Annotated in this window: 16 protein-coding genes and 1 pseudogene; 10 read left to right on the forward strand and 7 right to left on the reverse strand. The window is 53.8% G+C overall.

Annotated elements, in window-relative coordinates; translation table 11 throughout:
• Nucleotides 1-20: 20 nt before the first annotated feature.
• The 5 genes from PYTT_RS10955 to PYTT_RS13615 form a co-directional block, all read right to left on the reverse strand.
• Entirely contained in the window at nucleotides 21-527 is a 507-nt protein-coding gene (locus tag PYTT_RS10955) for a terminase small subunit (protein ID WP_067776688.1), read from the reverse strand.
• Nucleotides 524-955: a MarR family transcriptional regulator gene (locus PYTT_RS10960; protein ID WP_067776691.1), complete on the reverse strand. Its 432-nt coding sequence runs from the start codon at nucleotides 953-955 to the stop codon at nucleotides 524-526. The genes PYTT_RS10955 and PYTT_RS10960 overlap by 4 nt, the downstream gene beginning before the upstream one ends.
• On the reverse strand, nucleotides 942-2081 hold the full coding sequence (locus PYTT_RS10965; RefSeq protein ID WP_067776694.1) for a hypothetical protein: 1140 nt from the start codon (nucleotides 2079-2081) through the stop codon (nucleotides 942-944). Before PYTT_RS10965 ends, PYTT_RS10960 begins: the two co-directional genes overlap by 14 nt.
• A gap of 129 nt (nucleotides 2082-2210) precedes the next feature.
• Entirely contained in the window at nucleotides 2211-2675 is a 465-nt protein-coding gene (locus PYTT_RS10970; protein ID WP_141675845.1) for a hypothetical protein, read from the reverse strand.
• A 98-nt stretch (nucleotides 2676-2773) separates the two neighbouring features.
• Nucleotides 2774-3307 carry a hypothetical protein gene (locus PYTT_RS13615; RefSeq protein WP_141675846.1) on the reverse strand — a complete coding sequence of 178 codons (534 nt, stop codon included), beginning with the start codon at nucleotides 3305-3307 and terminating at the stop codon, nucleotides 2774-2776.
• Between the two features lie 72 nt (nucleotides 3308-3379).
• On the opposite strand from PYTT_RS13615, the gene PYTT_RS10980 reads away from it, so the two are divergent.
• The 6 genes from PYTT_RS10980 to PYTT_RS11005 all read left to right on the forward strand — a co-directional run bounded on the left by PYTT_RS10980 (nucleotide 3380) and on the right by PYTT_RS11005 (nucleotide 8743).
• Nucleotides 3380-3757, forward strand: coding sequence for a helix-turn-helix domain-containing protein (locus PYTT_RS10980; RefSeq protein WP_067776703.1), 378 nt, complete (start codon nucleotides 3380-3382; stop codon nucleotides 3755-3757).
• A 66-nt stretch (nucleotides 3758-3823) separates the two neighbouring features.
• The gene (locus PYTT_RS10985; RefSeq protein ID WP_067776706.1) at nucleotides 3824-4384 is read left to right on the forward strand and encodes a phage connector family protein; all 561 of its coding nucleotides are present in this window, start codon (nucleotides 3824-3826) and stop codon (nucleotides 4382-4384) included.
• A gap of 75 nt (nucleotides 4385-4459) precedes the next feature.
• Nucleotides 4460-5230, forward strand: coding sequence for a hypothetical protein (locus PYTT_RS10990; protein WP_067776709.1), 771 nt, complete (start codon nucleotides 4460-4462; stop codon nucleotides 5228-5230).
• A 145-nt stretch (nucleotides 5231-5375) separates the two neighbouring features.
• Nucleotides 5376-5735 (forward strand): hypothetical protein, encoded by a 360-nt coding sequence (locus tag PYTT_RS10995; RefSeq protein WP_067776712.1) that lies wholly within the window; start codon nucleotides 5376-5378, stop codon nucleotides 5733-5735.
• 33 nt (nucleotides 5736-5768) lie between these two features.
• The gene (locus PYTT_RS11000) at nucleotides 5769-7859 is read left to right on the forward strand and encodes a hypothetical protein (RefSeq protein WP_067776715.1); all 2091 of its coding nucleotides are present in this window, start codon (nucleotides 5769-5771) and stop codon (nucleotides 7857-7859) included.
• 158 nt (nucleotides 7860-8017) lie between these two features.
• On the forward strand, nucleotides 8018-8743 hold the full coding sequence (locus PYTT_RS11005) for a hypothetical protein (RefSeq protein ID WP_067776718.1): 726 nt from the start codon (nucleotides 8018-8020) through the stop codon (nucleotides 8741-8743).
• Nucleotides 8744-8794: 51 nt separating this feature from the next.
• Here PYTT_RS11005 and PYTT_RS11010 read toward each other — a convergent pair whose 3' ends face one another.
• Nucleotides 8795-9367 (reverse strand): hypothetical protein, encoded by a 573-nt coding sequence (locus tag PYTT_RS11010; RefSeq protein ID WP_067776721.1) that lies wholly within the window; start codon nucleotides 9365-9367, stop codon nucleotides 8795-8797.
• 102 nt (nucleotides 9368-9469) lie between these two features.
• The gene (locus PYTT_RS11015) at nucleotides 9470-10483 is read right to left on the reverse strand and encodes a PA14 domain-containing protein (protein ID WP_071133478.1); all 1014 of its coding nucleotides are present in this window, start codon (nucleotides 10481-10483) and stop codon (nucleotides 9470-9472) included.
• Between the two features lie 527 nt (nucleotides 10484-11010).
• Here PYTT_RS11015 and PYTT_RS13470 point away from each other — a divergent pair.
• From PYTT_RS13470 to PYTT_RS11035, 4 genes and pseudogenes are all read left to right on the forward strand, one after another.
• Nucleotides 11011-11739, forward strand: a complete 729-nt coding sequence (locus tag PYTT_RS13470) for a hypothetical protein (RefSeq protein ID WP_141675847.1) — start codon at nucleotides 11011-11013, stop codon at nucleotides 11737-11739.
• Nucleotides 11718-14069, forward strand: a complete 2352-nt coding sequence (locus PYTT_RS11025; RefSeq protein WP_067776730.1) for a DEAD/DEAH box helicase — start codon at nucleotides 11718-11720, stop codon at nucleotides 14067-14069. Before PYTT_RS13470 ends, PYTT_RS11025 begins: the two co-directional genes overlap by 22 nt.
• Before the next feature lie 651 nt (nucleotides 14070-14720).
• A pseudogene (locus PYTT_RS13905) lies at nucleotides 14721-15143 on the forward strand (ADP-ribosyltransferase-containing protein); the annotation flags it as partial.
• Between the two features lie 192 nt (nucleotides 15144-15335).
• Nucleotides 15336-18725 (forward strand): hypothetical protein, encoded by a 3390-nt coding sequence (locus PYTT_RS11035; protein ID WP_067776736.1) that lies wholly within the window; start codon nucleotides 15336-15338, stop codon nucleotides 18723-18725.
• Nucleotides 18726-19050 lie beyond the last annotated feature (325 nt).

Genomic DNA, 19050 nt, shown 5'->3' on the forward strand with positions numbered 1-19050 from the left:
AGCGGGCGTTTTTTATCCCCTCATTCATCCCTTTTATTTCCTCCCGTTCCCTTCCTCCCCCTCACCAGAGCCGAACTCTCCAGCCCCTTCAGCAGCGACCCGAACGACAACTCGCTCCTCACCTCGATCTGCTCCGGTTCATACGCCCCGTCCATCCGGTTGAGCTCCCGGATCGCCTCGATCTTCCCCGGCATCTTCACCTTCACCCCCATCTCCGAGGCCGTCGCCTCCTGGCACAGATCGGAGCCCTCATCCACCTTGCCCACAGGCGTTCTCACCACGCGCGACAGCCACTCCATCCTCTCCTGCTTATCCATCACCCTCTGCCTGTCCACCTGCGCATTCAGCTCCGCCAGATACGCCCGCACCTTAGCATTTTTTAGCAGCCTGCACGCATTCACATCGCAAGTAGAGTCCTTCAGCTTCCTCGCCGCGTACGCCCTCCGGTACGCCTCCCGCTGGCTCAACCCCTCAAAGACGAACCGCACAAACGCCTTCTCCCGCTCCGTCAGCGCACCCTCCTTCATCCTGTCGCATCGCCGGTTACTCCGCTCCCGCACTCCCCGCCCAGCTCCACAAAGCCGAACATCGTCGCATCCGTCCAGGCCAGATGCCGCATCATCCGCCGAATCGTCCTGGCCCCCTGCGGCGTCACATAATACAGCCGCTTCACGCAGCGGAACTCCTCCGTCCCGTTCGGCCTCCGCCGCACAAACGTAATATCCCCCACATCCACCAGATAATTCAGAATCCTCCCCACATTCGGCTCACTCATCCCCGTCAGCCGCACCATCGTCCCGAACGAAATCCCCGGGAACCTCGCCACCGCCGTCAGCACCGCCACCTGCGACACCATCATCCGTTGCGCCGTACAGCAGCACGCCATCCGGTTGAGCATCTCCACGGGCCGAATGATCTGCCCCTCATCCAGCCGGTCATCCTCATGCGTCTCCATGCAGCCTCTCTCCTTTCCTGATCTTCTCCATCTCCACCTCCGTCAGCAGCGGCGACCCTATCGCCACCCGCAAACCATTGATCTGCTCAATCAAAACCTCCGGACTCATCGCCTCCCTCTGCGCCGCCAGCCGGGCATTCTCGGCACGCCGCCGCGCCGCCTCCTCCCGCGTCCGCTCCACCTCGGAGGGACACCTCCTCCCCGTCCTCCGGAACCAGGCCACAGCCTTCTGCACCACCTCCCCCAGCCGGGAAAACAGCAACTCCCGGTCACGGGGATAATCGAACTTGCTCCCGTCCGGCGGTTCATGCTCCAGATACGCCGGTACCGCCGTCCGCTCCAGCTCCGAAAGCGGCCTCTCCAGCTCCAGGAAGGCCCTCACCGCCGCCGTCCGCTCCCGGCGCGACAGCCTCCCCGCATCCCATCCGGGCCGCAGCGACTTCGCCCAGCCCACAAACGCCACGAACTCCGGCTCCAGCTCCCCGTTCTCACCCGTCACCAGCTTCAATGAAACCGGGGGAGGGGGGGAGAGAACATCCTCCGGCGGCGCTTCCTCCATACACCGTGGAATTTCCCTCCCCCTCACTTTATTACCTATATACTCTTCTTCTGTTTGCGCCTTTCGTTGCGAAAAATCCGCAACACCCGCATCACCATCTCCCGAAAACCGTTGCACTTTTTTCGCAACAACCCCGTCACACTCATTCGACTTCCGTTGCACCTGTTCATCCCCCTTTTCCGTCACCGAGCCGTCACCTTGCAGCGACTGCACATGCTGCGCCAGAATGCGCGACTTCGCCATTCTCCGGGCGGACTCCGCACGCGCCTTGGCCGTCTCCCCATTGTGCCGCGCAAAATTCGGGAAACACAGCTCATCATCCACCCCCGTCAGCCAGCCCACGGCACGCAAGGCATGGGCGAACCCCTTGCAGCACACCGTCCGGTCGATATGCGCCTCGGAAGTCCCCATGCGCCCGCCGTCCACCGTCTGCAAGTCCGCCCATGCCCACAGCCGGATCAGCTTGCCCACCACCGTATCCGTATCCTTCATCTTCAGCATCCGCGCCATCTTCAGCACCTCCTCCTTATCCGGCAAAGTCACTTCAATCTTGAGCCACGAAGTCATGCAAAAAACTCCTCCCTTCCTTCAACTTTTCCTTCAACTTTTCCTTCCATGATCCTTCAAGTTCGCCTTCGAATAATTCATCAAAAACACCACCTCCATCTTCACGCAACACACATCGGTAAGCCACCCTCATCTCCGCCCCCTCCTGTCCGAAAACACCACATGCGCCGCCAGATACGCGTCCAGCGACTTGCGCTCGATACGGATAAAAGGATTCCTCCTCCCCTCCGCCGCACCGTTCATGAACTCCATCACCGCCACCTTGATCTCTTGCCCGCTCCCCTTCGCATCCTTCAGCATCCGCCAGAGCGACTGCCGGGAAAACCCGTAAATATCCCGCACATCCGCCGGAGAAAACCACTGCTGCCACCTCGGCACCATATCCTCCACCGGCTTGCGCTCCTCCGGCCTCATATGCGCATTCAGATACGCCTCCAGCGACTTGCGCTCCAGCCGCACAAACGGCCTCTGCCGGACATCCCTCGGATTATCCGCAAAAAACAACCGCACAATCCTGATCGGCGCCCCCTTATCCTCCGCATCCCGGATCAGCAGCGAAAGCGTCCTCCGGCACATCCGGTACACCACCTGCACCTCCTTGATCGAAAACTACTCCCTCCGCTCCGAAATCTCAATAGTCCTGCTCATAATAAAATAGAAATCAAATCATCGTTACATACATCCACAGACAATCAGCCCTCCCCGCCGCACCGGGCCTCCCCGCCCCCCTGCGCATCGCAATGCGCCGCCAGATACGCATCCAGCGACCTCTTGTTGATCAGAATAAAAGGCCGCGTCCTCTGCGACGGCGTCCCATGGTGAAAAGACAGGATAGCCACTTGGACTTCAATGTTCTTTTCTTTGGAATCTTTGACAATCTTGCGCACCGTATAACGGGAAAAACCATAAACCAGCATCACCTCCGCACACGTCATCCACTCCCGCCTCTTCCACACCTCCTTGCTATCATTATCCCTCCCGGATAAAACAGAACCCCGCTTCAAACTCGCAGGCAACCTTCCATCCCTCCTCAAATTGATCTCCCGTGCATATAATACGACCAAATCCCGTATCACCTTCTGCACCGCATAATCCAACAAAAGCCCCATCTCGTGCTCCCGAAAACGGATCAAATTCGGATCAAAAAAAGCTGCGGACCCTTGTAAATTCAGAACTGACGTTGTCATGCAAAAAACATTCTCCCGTCTAACGAAGAAAATAGTCAACCTGAAAGCCCCAATCGCCTAACAGCAACAAAAAAACTTGAAACACATATTGGTAATTACTAGAATGAAACCGTGGAAGACCATCATGAAATAAACGCGAAGCGACTGCGGGAATGGCTCACCTCCCGCCATATCACGCACAAGCAATTCGCATCCATCATGGGCGTCGCCGCAACGACCGTAGACGGATGGTGCTCCAACAAGGAAATCGGAAAAAACCGGAAACGCAAAATCCAAAAAACCATAAACGACTACGACCGCCGCTCCCGCACCCCCTCCGCCTTCCGCACCCGCCTCAACCTCGCCGTCAGCTACGCCACCGGCAGCCACCTCTTCACCCCCGGCCAGTGGGAAGAAATCTGCCGCGCCGCCACCTTCATGGGCCTCACCCCGGGCGAATTCGGCCACAACGTCGTCATGCACCACATCCGTCGCAGGAAAAAAACGTAAAAAAAGCATCAACTCACGTTATGCACATAAGCAACCCGGCAGCCGGAGAGCTACCCTTGTCCCGCAATGGACAAGATCACCCTCTATCAGCAAGCCCTCCACACCCTCGGAGACCGGGAATACAAACGCGACACCCCCACCGGCCAGGAATGCGACCTCTGGTACCCCACCGTCCTGCATGAAGCCTTGAACTACGGCGCGTGGACCTTCGCCACCCGCCGCCGCACCCTTGTGCCCACCGCGCCCGGCATCTACCCCCTCCCGGCGGACTGCCTCCGACCGTTGAAAATCAACCACGCCTCCTTCGAACTCATCGGGCGTGACATCCTCTTGAACACCGCCTTCCACCCCATGCCGGACCACGGGCTGGAACTCACCTACATCAGCAGCGGCATCGGAATGATCGAGGCCCTTCCGGACGACCAGCCCCTCTTTGTCCGGGGCATCGTCCTCCTCCTCGCCGCCCGCATGGCGGCCAAAATCACCGGCCAGCCCCAGCTCGCCATCCAGCTTGAGCAACTGGCGACCGCCGCCCTGTCGGAAGCCCTGCACAAAAACATGCTCGCCGCCAACAGCAACGACCAGCACCCCCTCGACCGCATCCTCCAAACCTCCATCCTCGACTGATAGACTCGTTTCCGGCTCATATCCGGCAAACATCCTTCAATTGTCCCTTGTACCTTGTAAATTGTACCTCCTCCCATGGGTCAAATCCTCGGCAACGCCTCCATGGCGAAAAACTACAAAGCCCAGGCCTCCACCATCGAAGCCCAGGGCCGCGCCCAACAGGCCGCCTACAACCTCAAAGCTGCCAACACCGAAGAAGAAGCCCGCGCCGACACCCGCCTTGCCGGGGCCAACATGATGCGCCAGCGGCAGAACCAGACCGCCGCCCTCGCCACTGCCCGCAATACACGCGCCGCCTCCGGCTTCACCGAACAAGGCAGCGGCCAGCAAAGCGAACTCGCCCTGGCGGACATCTTCGAAACCGCCATCGCAGACATGGCCCTCTCCAACGCCATCGGCGAGAGCAACAAACGCCACGCCGCCAGCGTCTCCCGCCAGCAGGGTCGCCTCATTGCCATGCAGGCCGGAGCGCAGGCCGCCCAAAACCGCCGCCTCGCCAAATCGGCCCAAAACGCCGCATGGATACAAGGCGGCATCACCGCAGCCTCCGCCCTCATCGGCGGCATCTCCTCCACCGGAGCGGCCACAGGCACAACCGCCGCCAGCGCAACCGCCGTAGCAGGGCAAGGCACGGCCACCGCAGGCAGCATCCTCCCCACCTGGGCCACCAGAGCCATCCGCACAGGCAACAACGCCTACGACCTCACCGGAACCTTCCTCCAAAGTTCCCCCGGCGCCATCTCCGCCAGCCAGCAAACCGCCACCAACGCCGGAGACGCCCTGAACGCTCTCCTCGCCTCCTTCCTCTCTCCCCAAACCCACCCCAAACCTCCCTCCAACCTCTGACCACACACAAAAAAACACCCCCTCCCATACATCCAATCCGGCGATCAGCCGGATTCTAGCCTCAAAAAATCTGAGAAACATCTGTGTCCATCTGTGTTCCCAAATCAAAAAATTGTCCCTTGTCCCTTGTAAATTGTCCCTTGAAATGAACTGCACCACCCGCGCCCACACCTTCCTTGAGGCCATCCAGCCCGGATCTTACGCCGCCCTCATCCGCCACACGCTGGAGCAGGGCGGTATCATCCACGCCGCGCCCGACTGCTTCTGCCTCGCCGTCCCGATAGGCGACGATCCCCACACCCTCCTCATCCTCTTCCAGTGCTCCCATCTCCCGGCCCTCTGGCGGCTCGCCCGCATGTACAGCCCGCAATACACCCACATCCGCTACCGCCGCGACTTCAAAAACGGCTACCCCGAACGCACCGTCCCCCTCTCCCGCCTCCTTCGCAAAACCACCCTTGTGTCCTCCCTCTCATTCTCCCGGGCGCAGCCCGCAAACATCTAAAATTGTCCCTTGTAAATTGTCCCTTGTACCTCCATGAACACCCCCCTTTATCAAGGCACACGTCCCAGCCTCGATGCCGTCCCCCAGCCACCGGCCAGCCCCACCCTCGCCACGCAGACCAATGCCCAGGCCATCCAGCGCGGAGCCGCTACCCTGGACGCCACCCTCAACCGCTTCTACGACATCCAGGACTTCGGCGAAAGCCAGCGCGTCGAACAACACCTGCGCGACAACAACGCCGCGCTCGACACCGAATTCGACCGCCTCGCCGCCCTCGCCCCCGGCAGTGAAGAATCCCTCTACGACCAGGACGGCCGCCTCATCCCCGCCCGCCTCGACTCCCTCGTCAGCCAACACGCCCGCAACATCGACAACCTCCGCACCCGCTACATCCGCCCCGCCGCCCAACTCCAGAGCGACACCCTCGCCAGCCGCATCCGCGCCGACCTCCGCACACGCGCCTACGGCAAAGCCACCCAGCGGGAAATCCACACCTCCCGGCAGGCCTACGCCGCCAACCTCACCGCCGCCCTCGGCCAGCACCACTACGACGAAGCACGCGACATCAACCGCCGCGCCCTCCAAAACTCCCTCATCACCCAGCCCGAAGCCGACTACAACGACTGGCAATACACCCAGCAGTCGCTCATCCGCCAATACCAGACCGCCATGGCCCAAACACCCCTCGACCTCGCCGCCCAGGTAGAAGACGGCCTCTACGACGACATCGACCCCGTACAAAAAACCGCCCTCGACCGCCAGCTCGAACTCGCCCTCCGCCAGACCCGGCAGCAAATCCCCCTCACGGCACAGGAACGCGCCATCATCGCAGACGGCGGCAGCGTCCGCCCCCAGTACGCCGACCTCCCCGGCGACACCGAAGACATGCGCACATGGCGTCAGGCCAAACGCACCGGCACCCTCCACCAACACCGCGCCGCCATCGACGACGCCTGGCAGCAAGACATCTTCAACGCCCCCGTCCTCAAAACACAAGGCGAATACAACCAGTGGAAACACAACCTCGTCAAAACCTACTGCGACCCCCAAACCGGCTTCGACGCCGACCCGGACGCCATCGCCCTCGCCGCAGACGACCGCATCGCCCACAACCTCGGCCTCGCCGGAACCGACGACAACCTCGACGCCTCCCGCTTCTTTCAAGCCATCGACCCGCAGGACATCTCGCCCGACATGCACGCCCGATGGCGGCACAAAGCCGACAAATGGTATTTCACCGATGCCAACCGCCAGGAACACGAAGGCAGCGCCTACGACGAATACATCGCCCAGAGCCAACAAATCAAACACGACGCCTACAAAGCCTTCCTCTTCTGGCGGGCAGGGAACCCCGGCAAACCCTACTACACCCAGTACCAGAAAGCCTGCACCCTCCTCGCCGAACGCGCCTCCGCCCGCAACGAACAAACCGCCATCAACGCCAGCAGCTACTTCGACAAATACAGCGACGGCGACTGGCGCGACGGACAAAAAACGCAGGACACAGCCGCCCTCGCCGCCCAGCAGCAGGCCTACGCTCGGAGGCAACAGGAAAAAATCGCCTCCGCCGCCCGCGCCCGGCAAACGGCGGCGCAGACAAGCGCCCCCAACCTCCCTCCCATCCTCGCCACCGACATCGAAAACATCCCGGACGAAGCCCCCGGAGCCTACCTCACGCGGGCAGACTACGAAGAAATCGTCAAACGCCTCGGCGACGGCCCCCTCCTCCTCGGCACACTCCCCGGCAGGGGCTCTCAGCGCGCCTCCTGCCGCGTCCCCATCCTCGGCTGGCACGAAGGGCAGGGCACCCTCCTCACGCGGGGAGCGCGCCACAACCAGCTCGGCAAACTCGGCCCCATCCCCGCCCTCGAAATCCGCTTCGCCAAAGACGACAACAGCCAGCCCCTCACCCCCGCTCAACTCGAATCCCACATCAAGGCCCGCCAACGCTCCACCCCCCAGCCCAGCCTCTTCGCCACCCCGGACGACGGCCTCCTGCCGCCCCTCGACCCGAACGACGACACCCTCGACACCTACGAAAACGAAGCCATTGAAACCGCTACCCCCATCAGCGAAACCCTCCCCGAAGAACTCCCCACCGGCCCACTCCCCCTCACCCCATAACCAACCAAACCGTCCTCACCATCCCATAAACCCAATCCTCATCCCAATCCGGCAATCAGCCGGATTCCAACCTCAAAAAATCTGCGAACCATCCGTGTCCATCTGTGTTTCCCAACCAGAAAATTGTCCCTTGTCCCTTGTAAATTGTACCTCCCCCCATGTCCCTCGACCTCAAAGAACACTGGAAATACATCCCCCCTCCAGATCTCCTGCAACCGGAACCTCTCCCGGAAAATCCCCCCATCTCTCCGGAACCTCTCCCGGCAGACACATTCCCGTCTCCCACCCCCATCCCTCCGGGCGACAGCCCGCAACCTTCAAACATTGTCCCTCGTACCTCGTCCCTTGTACCTCCTCCCGGCCCCTCTCCCCATCTCGAAGAACTCCAGGCCGCCATCCTCTCCCATCACAACGACCCGGAACTCACCTCCATCCTTGCTCGCAACAAGGAACTCGCGGCCTACACCCGCCGCTACGACGGCTCCGTCCCGGCCAAAGCCGTCCTCGGCGAACGCATTGCCCGCGAACTCCTCGGCCCGGACCGCGCCCGCGACCCCGGCCTCTACTTCCTTGCGACTCAAACCCGGCTCCCCGAAGCCCAAACCCGCACCCAGGCCTACGCCGCCATCTACGACCACTACGCCGGGAAACTGGAAACCGACTACGCCGACACCCTCGCCCGCCGCGCCGCCGAAAATGAGGAAACCTTTTCTCTTAGCCCCAGTCAGGCCCTCGCCAGTATTGGAGCTCTTCTCCTGACACTCTCCGCCGATGCCAACATCTCCAGCACCATCAAAAACACCCTCTCCACCCTACTCAAAAAAGAACAATCACCTTCCGAAAAGAAAAACAGCAAACCTGTCTCGGAAAAACAAACAGAATAACGACAGCCCTTCGAACACAGACGCCCCTCCACAGGAAAAGATAAACGGGCATCACTCCTCCTTCCGGAACCTCGCCGCTTCTGCCTCCTCCGCAATCCGCGCGTCTTGTACATGAACCAGCCTGTTAAAAGATTGAATACCATCTTTATCCTTCATCTTTAGAGGATTTAAAAACATGACATCCAGCGGGCAGGAATAAACATCTCCCGCCTTCTTGTCGATCCCTTTCGAATCAAGAAAAACATACCATAACTCCCCCTGCACAGGCGAAGAAATGAAACGCTTGGAACCGTCAGAATGAATCACCCCACTTTCCGGCAGACTCTCGGCGATCTGCTCAATCTCCAAAACAGCCCCGACAGGCAAATTGCCCCTCAACCCCTGAACGACGCGCGAATGATAAACCCTCTTCCAAACAACGCCGTTTCCTGCTCGAACTGGCTCATAGGAAGACGTGTAAACACAAACGAGCAGCACAGTATCCGCCCTTCGCAAATGCTGGGCGATCACATCCTCCCGCGACTCGGGAACAATATCCTCAGATGCCAAAGGTTCCGCAAAAACCGCAGTTGACGTCCAAAATGCAAAAAAACACGAAACCGAAAGAAAAAATGCTTGAAACATACTTTAATAATGATAGCTGAATAAAAAAATAAAGCAAGAAACCATGACATGAAAAGGGAACGGGTTTCCCCGTTCCCTGAAAAAAAGGAAACAAAAACAGGATTAAAGCTCAAGATCAAGCGTTGACCTGTATAACAGCCACACGCCGCCGCTGAGGAATGATCCTGCGGATTGATTGTCTCCCGGACAGAGCCCCACATGCAAACTGTCCCCGAAGATCACGATATCCCCTTCCTGAGGAGTGGAATAATCGTCAGGCGCAACATAATCGGGATTGGGACATCCCAAATCCTTCATGATCCTGCTCTTCAGAAATCCAGACAAAACTTCCGCGCTCATAATGATATGCTTGCCGGGAGGAGTGGAATTTCCTGCATTCAGAGTAGCGCTACTCCAGCCCAGATTCTCCACATTATTGGAAGCGGGAGAACCATCGGGATACTTGGATCCGGATAAATTGAAACCATAACGGCTCAAGGCGATACTCAGGCGGGTCGCACATGTTTGTTTCCCGGCCATCTCCTGAAAAGCCTTATCTCCGAAAAGTTTCCAGATATCATCTGCCTCTGAGGTAGGCACCGTCACATAATCCACGCTGCCCATATAATAGCCAAGCAACTTGTTGGCCTCTACCCGGGACATGATATTTTCGGGAGCGTCGATATCCTTGAGACGAATCCTTTCCCCGTTCACGAAAGACTCGAATTGAGCGGCATTCGGATACCCGGCGATTTCCTCGGGAACCGCCAGATTCTCATGATGGAACTTCGCATAATGGAACCCCTTCTTGAGCTCAAGGGACGCTTCGCGTGAAGTGGAAGCATTGCTGCCCGTCACCTCGACCACCTTCTTCCCGTCGATCTCGATAAATCCGTTATCGTCCACCTGAATCCTGAACGTATAATTGCCGGTTTCCGGAATGCGGAGATACCCCGCCCAGTCATGGGCGGACAGATCGTCACTGTAATTCCAGGCCAACTGGGGCGACTGACCGTCAGTAACCTTGTAACGGCGGTTATTCTCTGCATCCAGCGGATGGAACGGCTTCGTTGATATTGCCATAATAGTATGTATTCTATGGGTTTGATTGATCGGCAAGGCAGTCTCGCCCCACATGGACGAAACCCGTTGCCGATACCCCCTTTGTACCGGCAGGCATCACGAAACAGGAATATGCATAACGTGAGTTCTTGATAAAACACTTACCATGAAAGAAAAAATAACACTCAAGAAACTTCGTTCCCGGCAAAAAAACACGGCATCCTGCCGCAAAAGGAAGCCATCACCCACGCCCTCAAAAAAGAAACCAACCACCTCACCGGCGACAAACAACTCCTCTGTGACAAACACTTCGCCAACCTCGTCAAACTCGCCTGCACCGCCGGGAGTCTACGGCACCAGTTCCCGTCCCATAGCTGTAGGGAGCGTAGAAATAGATAGTAAAATCGTTGTCTAACTTGTGTTAATTGTTAATAAATGTGCAAAAAGATACGGATATGCGAGAAAAGAAATTGGACAAAACATCTGTTAGGTGTCATACTTTTTGTTACATATACAGGAAATTGTTAGGAAAATAAATTTTATTTACTGTTATTTTGATTTATTTGCATCATTTTCTGATATTTTAAAATTAAACAAAAATTATGAACATCATAAGCCATGATTTACAACAACAAAAAACAGGGGATGATTTGTTTAATTTTAGAGATGTAAATATTCATCGAATTTGCGTTAAAATTGATGATATAGAGAATCACGTAGATAGAATAACTCATTCTATACAAAATACATCATGGATAAACGCATTGGATCCTATTTCTCAAACTTCTTTTCGGGCGGCTTCTAAAAAAACAATTGAAAAATTGATTGAGATTTTCTCCCAACAGGATGAACCAGTGAGTTCTGAATTGGGAGAATATATAATCTCGATATCTGCTGGGGATGTGTTGGAAGATAAACTTCAACATAAAAAATTGCCTATTTCCGAATTATGGAAAGAAAAGAAATCAGGTAATCACGGATTTGATTTTCATACAATCACTCCTGAAAACAAAGTGTCTTTTGGAGAAGCCAAATACGGTCGATCGTCTAATAAACATCATGATTCTTTTGATCAAATTATCGATTTTATTGCTAATGATAAACATAAGATAGACTATGTGTTGCTCAAAGAATTCATCAACGAAGAAACAAAAAACAATATGTCGCAACACAAAAATTGTTTTTGTGCAACATTTTCAATAATAAACGAAAATTCATTCAATCGATTAATGAGTAATGAATCAGTTCGATCCAAAATAAATAGAATAATCCCCGATAGTGAAGAAATCTTCATAATAGGTATTGCTATATGTCACTCAAAACAATCTTAGAATGTGATGATTATGATGCTCTTTTAAAGAATATCATATATAAAATTCACACACAAGGCCCCGTTGATCCTCATTCATTTGAGGAGTTATCATATATAAAATATATGCATCCTGATATTTTTGAAAAACAGGAAAATACATTAATGCATGTTCTAGGTGTTTTTTATAAGACAAGAAATCCTCAAACAGTATTGTCATTAGTCTACTCTTCTTTCAAAGAAATGATAGAAGAAAAAACACATCACTTGTATACCCCATCTCAAGCATCAATATATGAACATATAAAGAAAAATAAAATATTCTCATTTTCGGCACCGACAAGTGCGGGGAAATCTTATGTTTTTAGAGATTTAATACGAGAAGAAGAGGGAGATATTGTTATAATTGTTCCATCACGAGCATTAATAGCCGAATACTTAATCCATATAAGACGCATTCTTCAAGCAAAAACAAATATATTAGTATTACAACACATTGATAATATAAATAGAAATCATGTTAAAAGAAAAATATTCGTTGTAACACCGGAAAGAGCAATGGAAATTTTCAACCCTACTCATCAACTTAGGATATCTTTATTTTTGTTTGACGAGGCGCAAATTTGCGAAGAACCGATTAGAGGTGTTACTTTTGATTCATTAGTGCGCAGGGCTTTACGTATATTTCCCAATACAAAAAAAGTGTTTTGCCACCCTTTTATAGAAAATCCGGAAGCCCAATTTGCAAAACATAATCTTACGGAAGATGTCTCTTCGTTTGTGTATCAACAAAATTCTGTAGGTAAATTATTTATTAGAGGTGATGACGGATTGAGCACATTTAGCATATTTTCTCCGTATGATGAAAAAGCTCATCATAAAAAAAATGTCATTCATTTAGAAGATGATATTATCGAGAACATTATAACAAAAAAAGGTTGCGTATTGATATATGTATCCAAAAGATCTATATATACATCTAAAATAAAAACAGATTTTTTGAAGTATATAAATCTATGCCAAGATATTGATGATCCTTTTGCAATAGAAATTATCGAAAAGATACGAGAACATATTGGATCTAAAAATATTAAATCAGAATTTATTGAGTATCTTTCACGAGGAATCGTCATCCACCATGGATCAGTGCCATTGATAGTTAGATCTTTGATAGAAAAATTTATTAATGCAGGCTTCGCGCGCATTTGCTTTGCAACATCAACGTTGCTTCAAGGGGTTAATTTGCCTTTTGATGCTATATTTATAGATCGTTTCAATTTCGGAGATACTAAAATAGAATCTAAATCATTGAACCTAAAAAATCTCATAGGTAGAGCAGGGAGAACAATGTTAAAAAAAATAAATTCATTTGATTATGGTTTTGTGATTATCAAAGGATCTAATGTGCAAACATTTGTAGACTATATTAAAATTCCAACAAAATTAGAGTCTACATCTATTCTTGATAGCCAAGCTCATTCAGAAGAAGATGATGAATATGAGTTTATTGAGTCGGTGAAATCTGGTGAGATAGACTCTGAACTTGGATTGCCAAAAATTGAAATACAAAGACTTTCTTCTGATGAAGTAGAAAATAATATATCTATTCTTTTGGAATATTTATTTCATGAAAAAAAACTTATTACAGGAAAAGAATACAATAATTTGAAAGAATCATTACGCACAAAAATAAAAGATTCCTTTAAATATATATTCCGCCAATCCCTAAATAGAGATTTAACAGAATATGAAGAATCCGTTTTATCTTCTTCTATTACTATTTTGTTATGGAAAATTCAAGGAAAAACGTTTAAGCAGACCGTGACACTTCGTTATAACTACATAACAAAAAAAGATGAAATAAGAAACGAAAGAAAAAAATTAAAAGATTCTTTAATCACTCAAGAAGAATTTGATGCATATTGTAATAATCTAAAAATAAAAAATTCTGTTGCAGCCACAAAACTGCCTAACAAGAATATAAAATATAACTTTCTATTCAAACAAAACACCAATATAGCAGATATAAATTATGATGTTGTCCTTTTCGATACTTATGATTATTTGGATGAAGTAATATCATTTTCATTATCTGGGAAATTTATCGCTGCATTTGAAAATTATTATCGTAAAACCTATGATATTAGAGCAAAATATATGGTAAACATTTTTAGATATGGAACTAATGATGATAAAGAAATAATGTTGTTAAGATATGGATTTTCTTTCGAAGATATAGAAAATATTTATGATCATGTGACCGAAGTATCGGAAAATGAGATAATATTTGCGGATTCTATTAGAAATTTAAATAACACATACATTAAAGAATTAATTCATAGATATATATAGGCCTACTCACTATTATTATGTATGCGATGTATCCAGAATCGGGGAAGATAGATGACCTTTTTCAAAGCATACTCGACAATTAGGGTATCAGATCCTTTCTATCCATATAACTAGCCCGCTATCTGTTCCCTTTTCTGTGAGAATACGGCTCCATACTTCACAAAGATTTGTGCTACCGAATGTCTTCGCCATAAAAAACATTCCGTTTTCGGACAATTGCAAGAAAACATGTTCTTCAAACCGTTACTGCTTTCTGGAAGTGCCTGTTTTCCTCCTCTTCGGCACTGTAAGGCCGAGGTCGTCCCGCCTTGAAAGGCAATCCCGTCACCTCCAGATATTCTAGGAGAGCAGGCAAATGGGTACTGTTGTTGGTTTCCATTTCGATGAACGAAACACGGCATCCGCCCCTGCTACCACGACGGCACGGCGGAAAGCCGCCAGCTCCTCTTCGTTCCCCTCTCCAAACGCTTCAACTTCAGTCACTGGGACAGCTCCTTCTCTCTTCAAACCACATCCTCCCACCCTCCGGGCGACAACCCGCAAACATCAGACATTGAACCTCCCTCCACCCCCGCCTTCAAACAATGGTTCGGAGACTGGGAGCTCGACCCCGCCCACGCCTCCCACGCCGTCGATGAACACGGCGTCCCCATCCTCTTCTACCACGGCGGCAGATTCGACGCCCGCCGCTCGCCCGCCGTCTTCGAACCGGGAGCCGGGGGAGGCATCTACTTCACGCAGGACAAAGACACCGCCCAAAGCTACGCCGGAGCCTGGAACCTCACCCCGGCATGGCTCAACATCCGCCGCCCCTTCCGCCCGGACGACCCCGCATCCCTCCGCGCCCCGTGGGTCACCCAATACATCCGATATTGGGAACAGGAAGAAGGATGGACCGACCGAACCACCGGCGAAAGCATCACGGAAAGCGACGTACGAGACATCATCGCCGAAGGCTTCCTCTACGACTACGAACCGGACGGCTCCGGCGAACGCTGGCATGACTTCCTCCGCTGGGTATCCGAACACCACGACGGCTACATCGGCATCGACCCCACCGACAACGGAGCCCTCATCGCCGTCGTCTTCTCTCCCTCCCAAATCAAATCCGCCACCCACAACCGGGGAACCTTCGACCCCGCCAACCCAGACATCACCTTTGCCCTCACTCCCACATCCTCCTCTCAACTTCCGGGCGACAACCCGCAAACATTCCACCTCTTACCTAATCCCTCTTCACTCTTACCTTCATACTCCCTCACCAGCATGAGGAAACTCGTCTCCACCCTCACGGAACCCACCATGCAGGCCACCCGTGCCGCCGACCTCCTCAAGGACTTCGACGCCGCCGCCGAAAACTGGAACCGCATCACCGCAGGCAAAAAAGACGCCCCCACCGCCCGCGAAGGCGCGGAACTCTTCGGCCTCATCACCTCTCTCATCTCCTCCGCCCGCTACACCCTCCCCCCGGGCTACCGCACCAACCTCCACCTCCAGATGCAATGGGCCGCCACCTACGCCGCCCTCGCCGAAAACGGAGAAATCCCCCTCAAGGGAACCCTCCAGACGGGAGATGCCATCTACCGGAAATTCGAAGCAAACCTCATCAACCACACCGCTACCGCCGCCACCCCGGAAGAAACACGCGCCACCCTCGCCGCCATCGGAACCAAACGCCTCGACCGCATCATGGCCGACATCCTCGACCGAATTCGCTACCAGCTCGCCCGCTACGCCAAACAGGAACTCTGGGACAAAACCATGCGCCGAATCGATGCCGCCTACCCCAAACAACAACCCGGCAAAAAGCCCCTGCGCGGCAAAATGGAAGCCGACCACTACCGCCGCCTCGCCCTCTACCGCGACATGCTCCAGGCCACCGCCGACCAAAAACTCGACGCCCTCACCGCCCTCGAAGCCCTTTACGCCGCCGAAGAAAACGACGCCACCCTCCACCGGCACGAAACCGACCTCCTCGCCTGGGCCACCTACGGCCACTACGAAGGCATGACCCTCCCGCAGGCGCAGGCCGCCATGAAAAACCTCCTCGAATACACCCTCACCGGGCGCAACGCCTGGGACATCCGCCTCGCCCACGAACGGGGCAGGGCCAAACACACCTCCCGTCAAATACAATCCCGAATCCCCGAACCCAACTCCGCCGCCAACCGCGCGGAAACCCGCATCGCCGAAGCCACCCGCCTCCGCCGCTGCCTTGCCTCCCTCCCCAACCAGTGCATGTCCTACTCCCAAACCATGCTCGCGCTCGAACCCGTCCTCGGTCCCGAACTCTCCTGCCGCAAAATCGACGAAATAGCCACCGCCAACGCCGCCCTCCTCAACGCCACCAACGACCGCAACGCCTGGCTCTACCACACCGTCTCGGGCATCACCGGAGCCCGCAGCGAAAACGAAGCCGAACAATGGCTCGTGGACTTCGACACCCCGCACCACACCGGAATCACCCTCCGCCCCCACATCACCATCAAAACCACCCTCACTCTCGCCGAAGCCCGCGAATGGCTCCGCCTCACCCCGGAACAACGCGCCGTCCGAAGAGAAGAAACCGCCCGGCAGGACGCCGCCGCCCAAACCGTCACCGAAAACATCCCCCAGGAACAGGACATCCCCCTCATCCGGGAAGCCCTCGCCCGCTACGACCAGGCAAGCCCCGCCCAACAGGAACGCCAGCAGAAAATCACCGTCGAACGCACCGTCCCCGACCAGGCCGCCACCGCCCCCCTCCGCTGCTCCCGCGACTGCGCCCTCTACGCCATCCTCCTCCATGAACAAACACAGGACTACGGCGACATCTACAGCGACGACGGAACCCGCATCCGCGACGGACTCCTCCGCCACGAAGGCCTCGATGACGAAGGAATCGCCGCCCTCTACCAATACGTCGGAGAACAGGGCCTCGCCTACGGCTACGCCCTCCGCGCCCGCCTCCACGAACAGGGCCTCACCCTCGCCCAAATCTACGAAACACGCATGGGCGTCCCATTCACCTTCAAGGATAAATACTACCGAGCCACCTTCGACCGCAACACCACGCAGGACAAAGACACCCTCGCCTCACCCGCCAACGGTCCCATCGGCAGCGGCAAATACGGAATGCTCATCCCCCGCCGCCTCCACCGCGAAAACCTCGACTGGAGCAAATCCGCCTCCCTCGTCTTCCTCGCCGCCTCCGCCGAACAGGACAACTACATCTACACCTCCCACATCACCGCCGACTGGCGCACCCTCCTGCGCGACAAACAACTCCACCAGAAACTCACCCTCCACTTGGGGCAGGACACCCTCCACAAACTCTCCTGCTACCTCGACCTCATCGACGGCGCCACCCTCGAAAACAACCGCGCCTTCCTCAACCTCTCCCGCCTCCAGAGCAACCTCCAGCGCGCCTTCGCCTACTCCGTCCTCGCAGGCAACGGCTTCGTCCTCCTCAAACAGGCCACCGCCGTCATGCACGGCTTCTTCGCCGGATGGGTACCCACCGCCATCCTCGAAAAAGCCGACGAAACCCGCGAACTCGCCCACCGCCACATCGGCTTCGCCGAATACCTCTACCACTTCGCGCGCTCCAAACTCGGCGCGGGCGACATCACCATCCGCGAACTCGCCGCCACCCCGTGGATCAAAGCCCGCCTGCGTGGAGAAGGCGACATCCTCGCCCAGATCGCCAACCAGCTCCCCGGCCAGCGACACTCCCGCCTCGAAAAGTTCCCGGAAAAAGCAATGGCCCTCATCGAAAAAATCGATGTCAAAGCCAACCTCCTCGCCATGCACGCCCTCGCCAACGCGTACTACGCCTCCGCCAGGAAACTCAACACAGAGCAGGGCAGCCCCTACACCGACCACCAGCTCAAAACCGCCGCCCTCCGGCAAATCGGCCACGCCCTCGAACTCGGAGCCCAGCCCCTCACCAAAACCCAGAAAAGCATCGGGCAGGCCGCAGGTGGCCTCCTCTCCCGCCTCGCCTACATCATGCGAAGCGAACAAATCAACAAACTCGGCCTCATCATCGCCCAGTGGAAAAGCGGCAGCACAAGGAACCGCGTCTCCGCCGTCCAGAGCTGGCTCACCCTCGGCGTCACCTCCTCCCTCATCTGCTGGCTCATCGACACCCTCCGGGACACCGGAGACGACGACGACAAAAACGATCAAAACAACCACCCCGCGAAAAAACTCCGCAAATACGGCGCCACCGCCCTCCTCGGAGACCTCACCAGCATACCCCTCGTCGGAGAAGGCATCAACTACCTCGCCGCCAGCATCACCGGAGAACGCGCCTTTGCCGACTCCTACTCCCGCACCCTCCTCGACATCCAGGGCATCACCTCCGCCCTTAAAAAGGAAACCAACCACCTCACCGGCGACAAACAACTCACCTGGGACAAACACTTCGACAACCTCGTCAAACTCGCCCGCGCCGCCGGAGTCGGCGGCATCTACTCCCGCAGCCCCAGCCAAACCCTCTCCACCACCGGCTCCCTCCTCCTTACCCTCGCCACTGGCGCCAACATCTCCAAAACTGCCAAAGACTTTTTGGGTTCTATCTTCAAACAGAAAGCAATCATGTACAAAAATAAAACTTCCGTTATCAATAAGACAAGCGCTTCTTCATATAATGCAGTGATAAAACTTATATAATTTCATGCGATCACGTGAATATAGAAAGAAACAAATACCGTAGAAGAATTACTCATATTCAGTGTTGAAATCATCTTAAATACATCTAATTTTAGTATTAATTAATTGCTTTCTCGTGAATCATGATTGGGCGACTATTCAGTAGAATGTTTTTGATGGATTGGTAAATGAAAGTGAAAAATCTCATTTTGAAACGTCCCAATGCACAGCAGTCATTTTCTGCGTTTGTTATTGATTGTCTGTTATTTAAAAAATGCAAAATCTCATTAAAAATATGTTAGATTTTTTTGATGGCAAAATGCTTGCATCTTGACGAAGCTATCGG

Origin of the sequence: Neoakkermansia glycaniphila, assembly GCF_900097105.1 — a bacterium.
Lineage (GTDB): Bacteria > Verrucomicrobiota > Verrucomicrobiia > Verrucomicrobiales > Akkermansiaceae > Akkermansia > Akkermansia glycaniphila.

Coding starts and splice junctions, on each gene's coding strand:
- PYTT_RS10955 (WP_067776688.1), bottom strand. CDS start 527: ATGAAGGAGGGTGCGCTGACGGAGCGGGAGAAGGCGTTTGTGCGGTTC.
- PYTT_RS10960 (WP_067776691.1), bottom strand. CDS start 955: ATGGAGACGCATGAGGATGACCGGCTGGATGAGGGGCAGATCATTCGG.
- PYTT_RS10965 (WP_067776694.1), bottom strand. CDS start 2,081: ATGACTTCGTGGCTCAAGATTGAAGTGACTTTGCCGGATAAGGAGGAG.
- PYTT_RS10985 (WP_067776706.1), top strand. CDS start 3,824: ATGGACAAGATCACCCTCTATCAGCAAGCCCTCCACACCCTCGGAGAC.
- PYTT_RS10990 (WP_067776709.1), top strand. CDS start 4,460: ATGGGTCAAATCCTCGGCAACGCCTCCATGGCGAAAAACTACAAAGCC.
- PYTT_RS10995 (WP_067776712.1), top strand. CDS start 5,376: ATGAACTGCACCACCCGCGCCCACACCTTCCTTGAGGCCATCCAGCCC.
- PYTT_RS11000 (WP_067776715.1), top strand. CDS start 5,769: ATGAACACCCCCCTTTATCAAGGCACACGTCCCAGCCTCGATGCCGTC.
- PYTT_RS11005 (WP_067776718.1), top strand. CDS start 8,018: ATGTCCCTCGACCTCAAAGAACACTGGAAATACATCCCCCCTCCAGAT.
- PYTT_RS11010 (WP_067776721.1), bottom strand. CDS start 9,367: ATGTTTCAAGCATTTTTTCTTTCGGTTTCGTGTTTTTTTGCATTTTGG.
- PYTT_RS11015 (WP_071133478.1), bottom strand. CDS start 10,483: ATGTGGGGCGAGACTGCCTTGCCGATCAATCAAACCCATAGAATACAT.
- PYTT_RS13470 (WP_141675847.1), top strand. CDS start 11,011: ATGAACATCATAAGCCATGATTTACAACAACAAAAAACAGGGGATGAT.
- PYTT_RS11025 (WP_067776730.1), top strand. CDS start 11,718: ATGTCACTCAAAACAATCTTAGAATGTGATGATTATGATGCTCTTTTA.
- PYTT_RS11035 (WP_067776736.1), top strand. CDS start 15,336: ATGAGGAAACTCGTCTCCACCCTCACGGAACCCACCATGCAGGCCACC.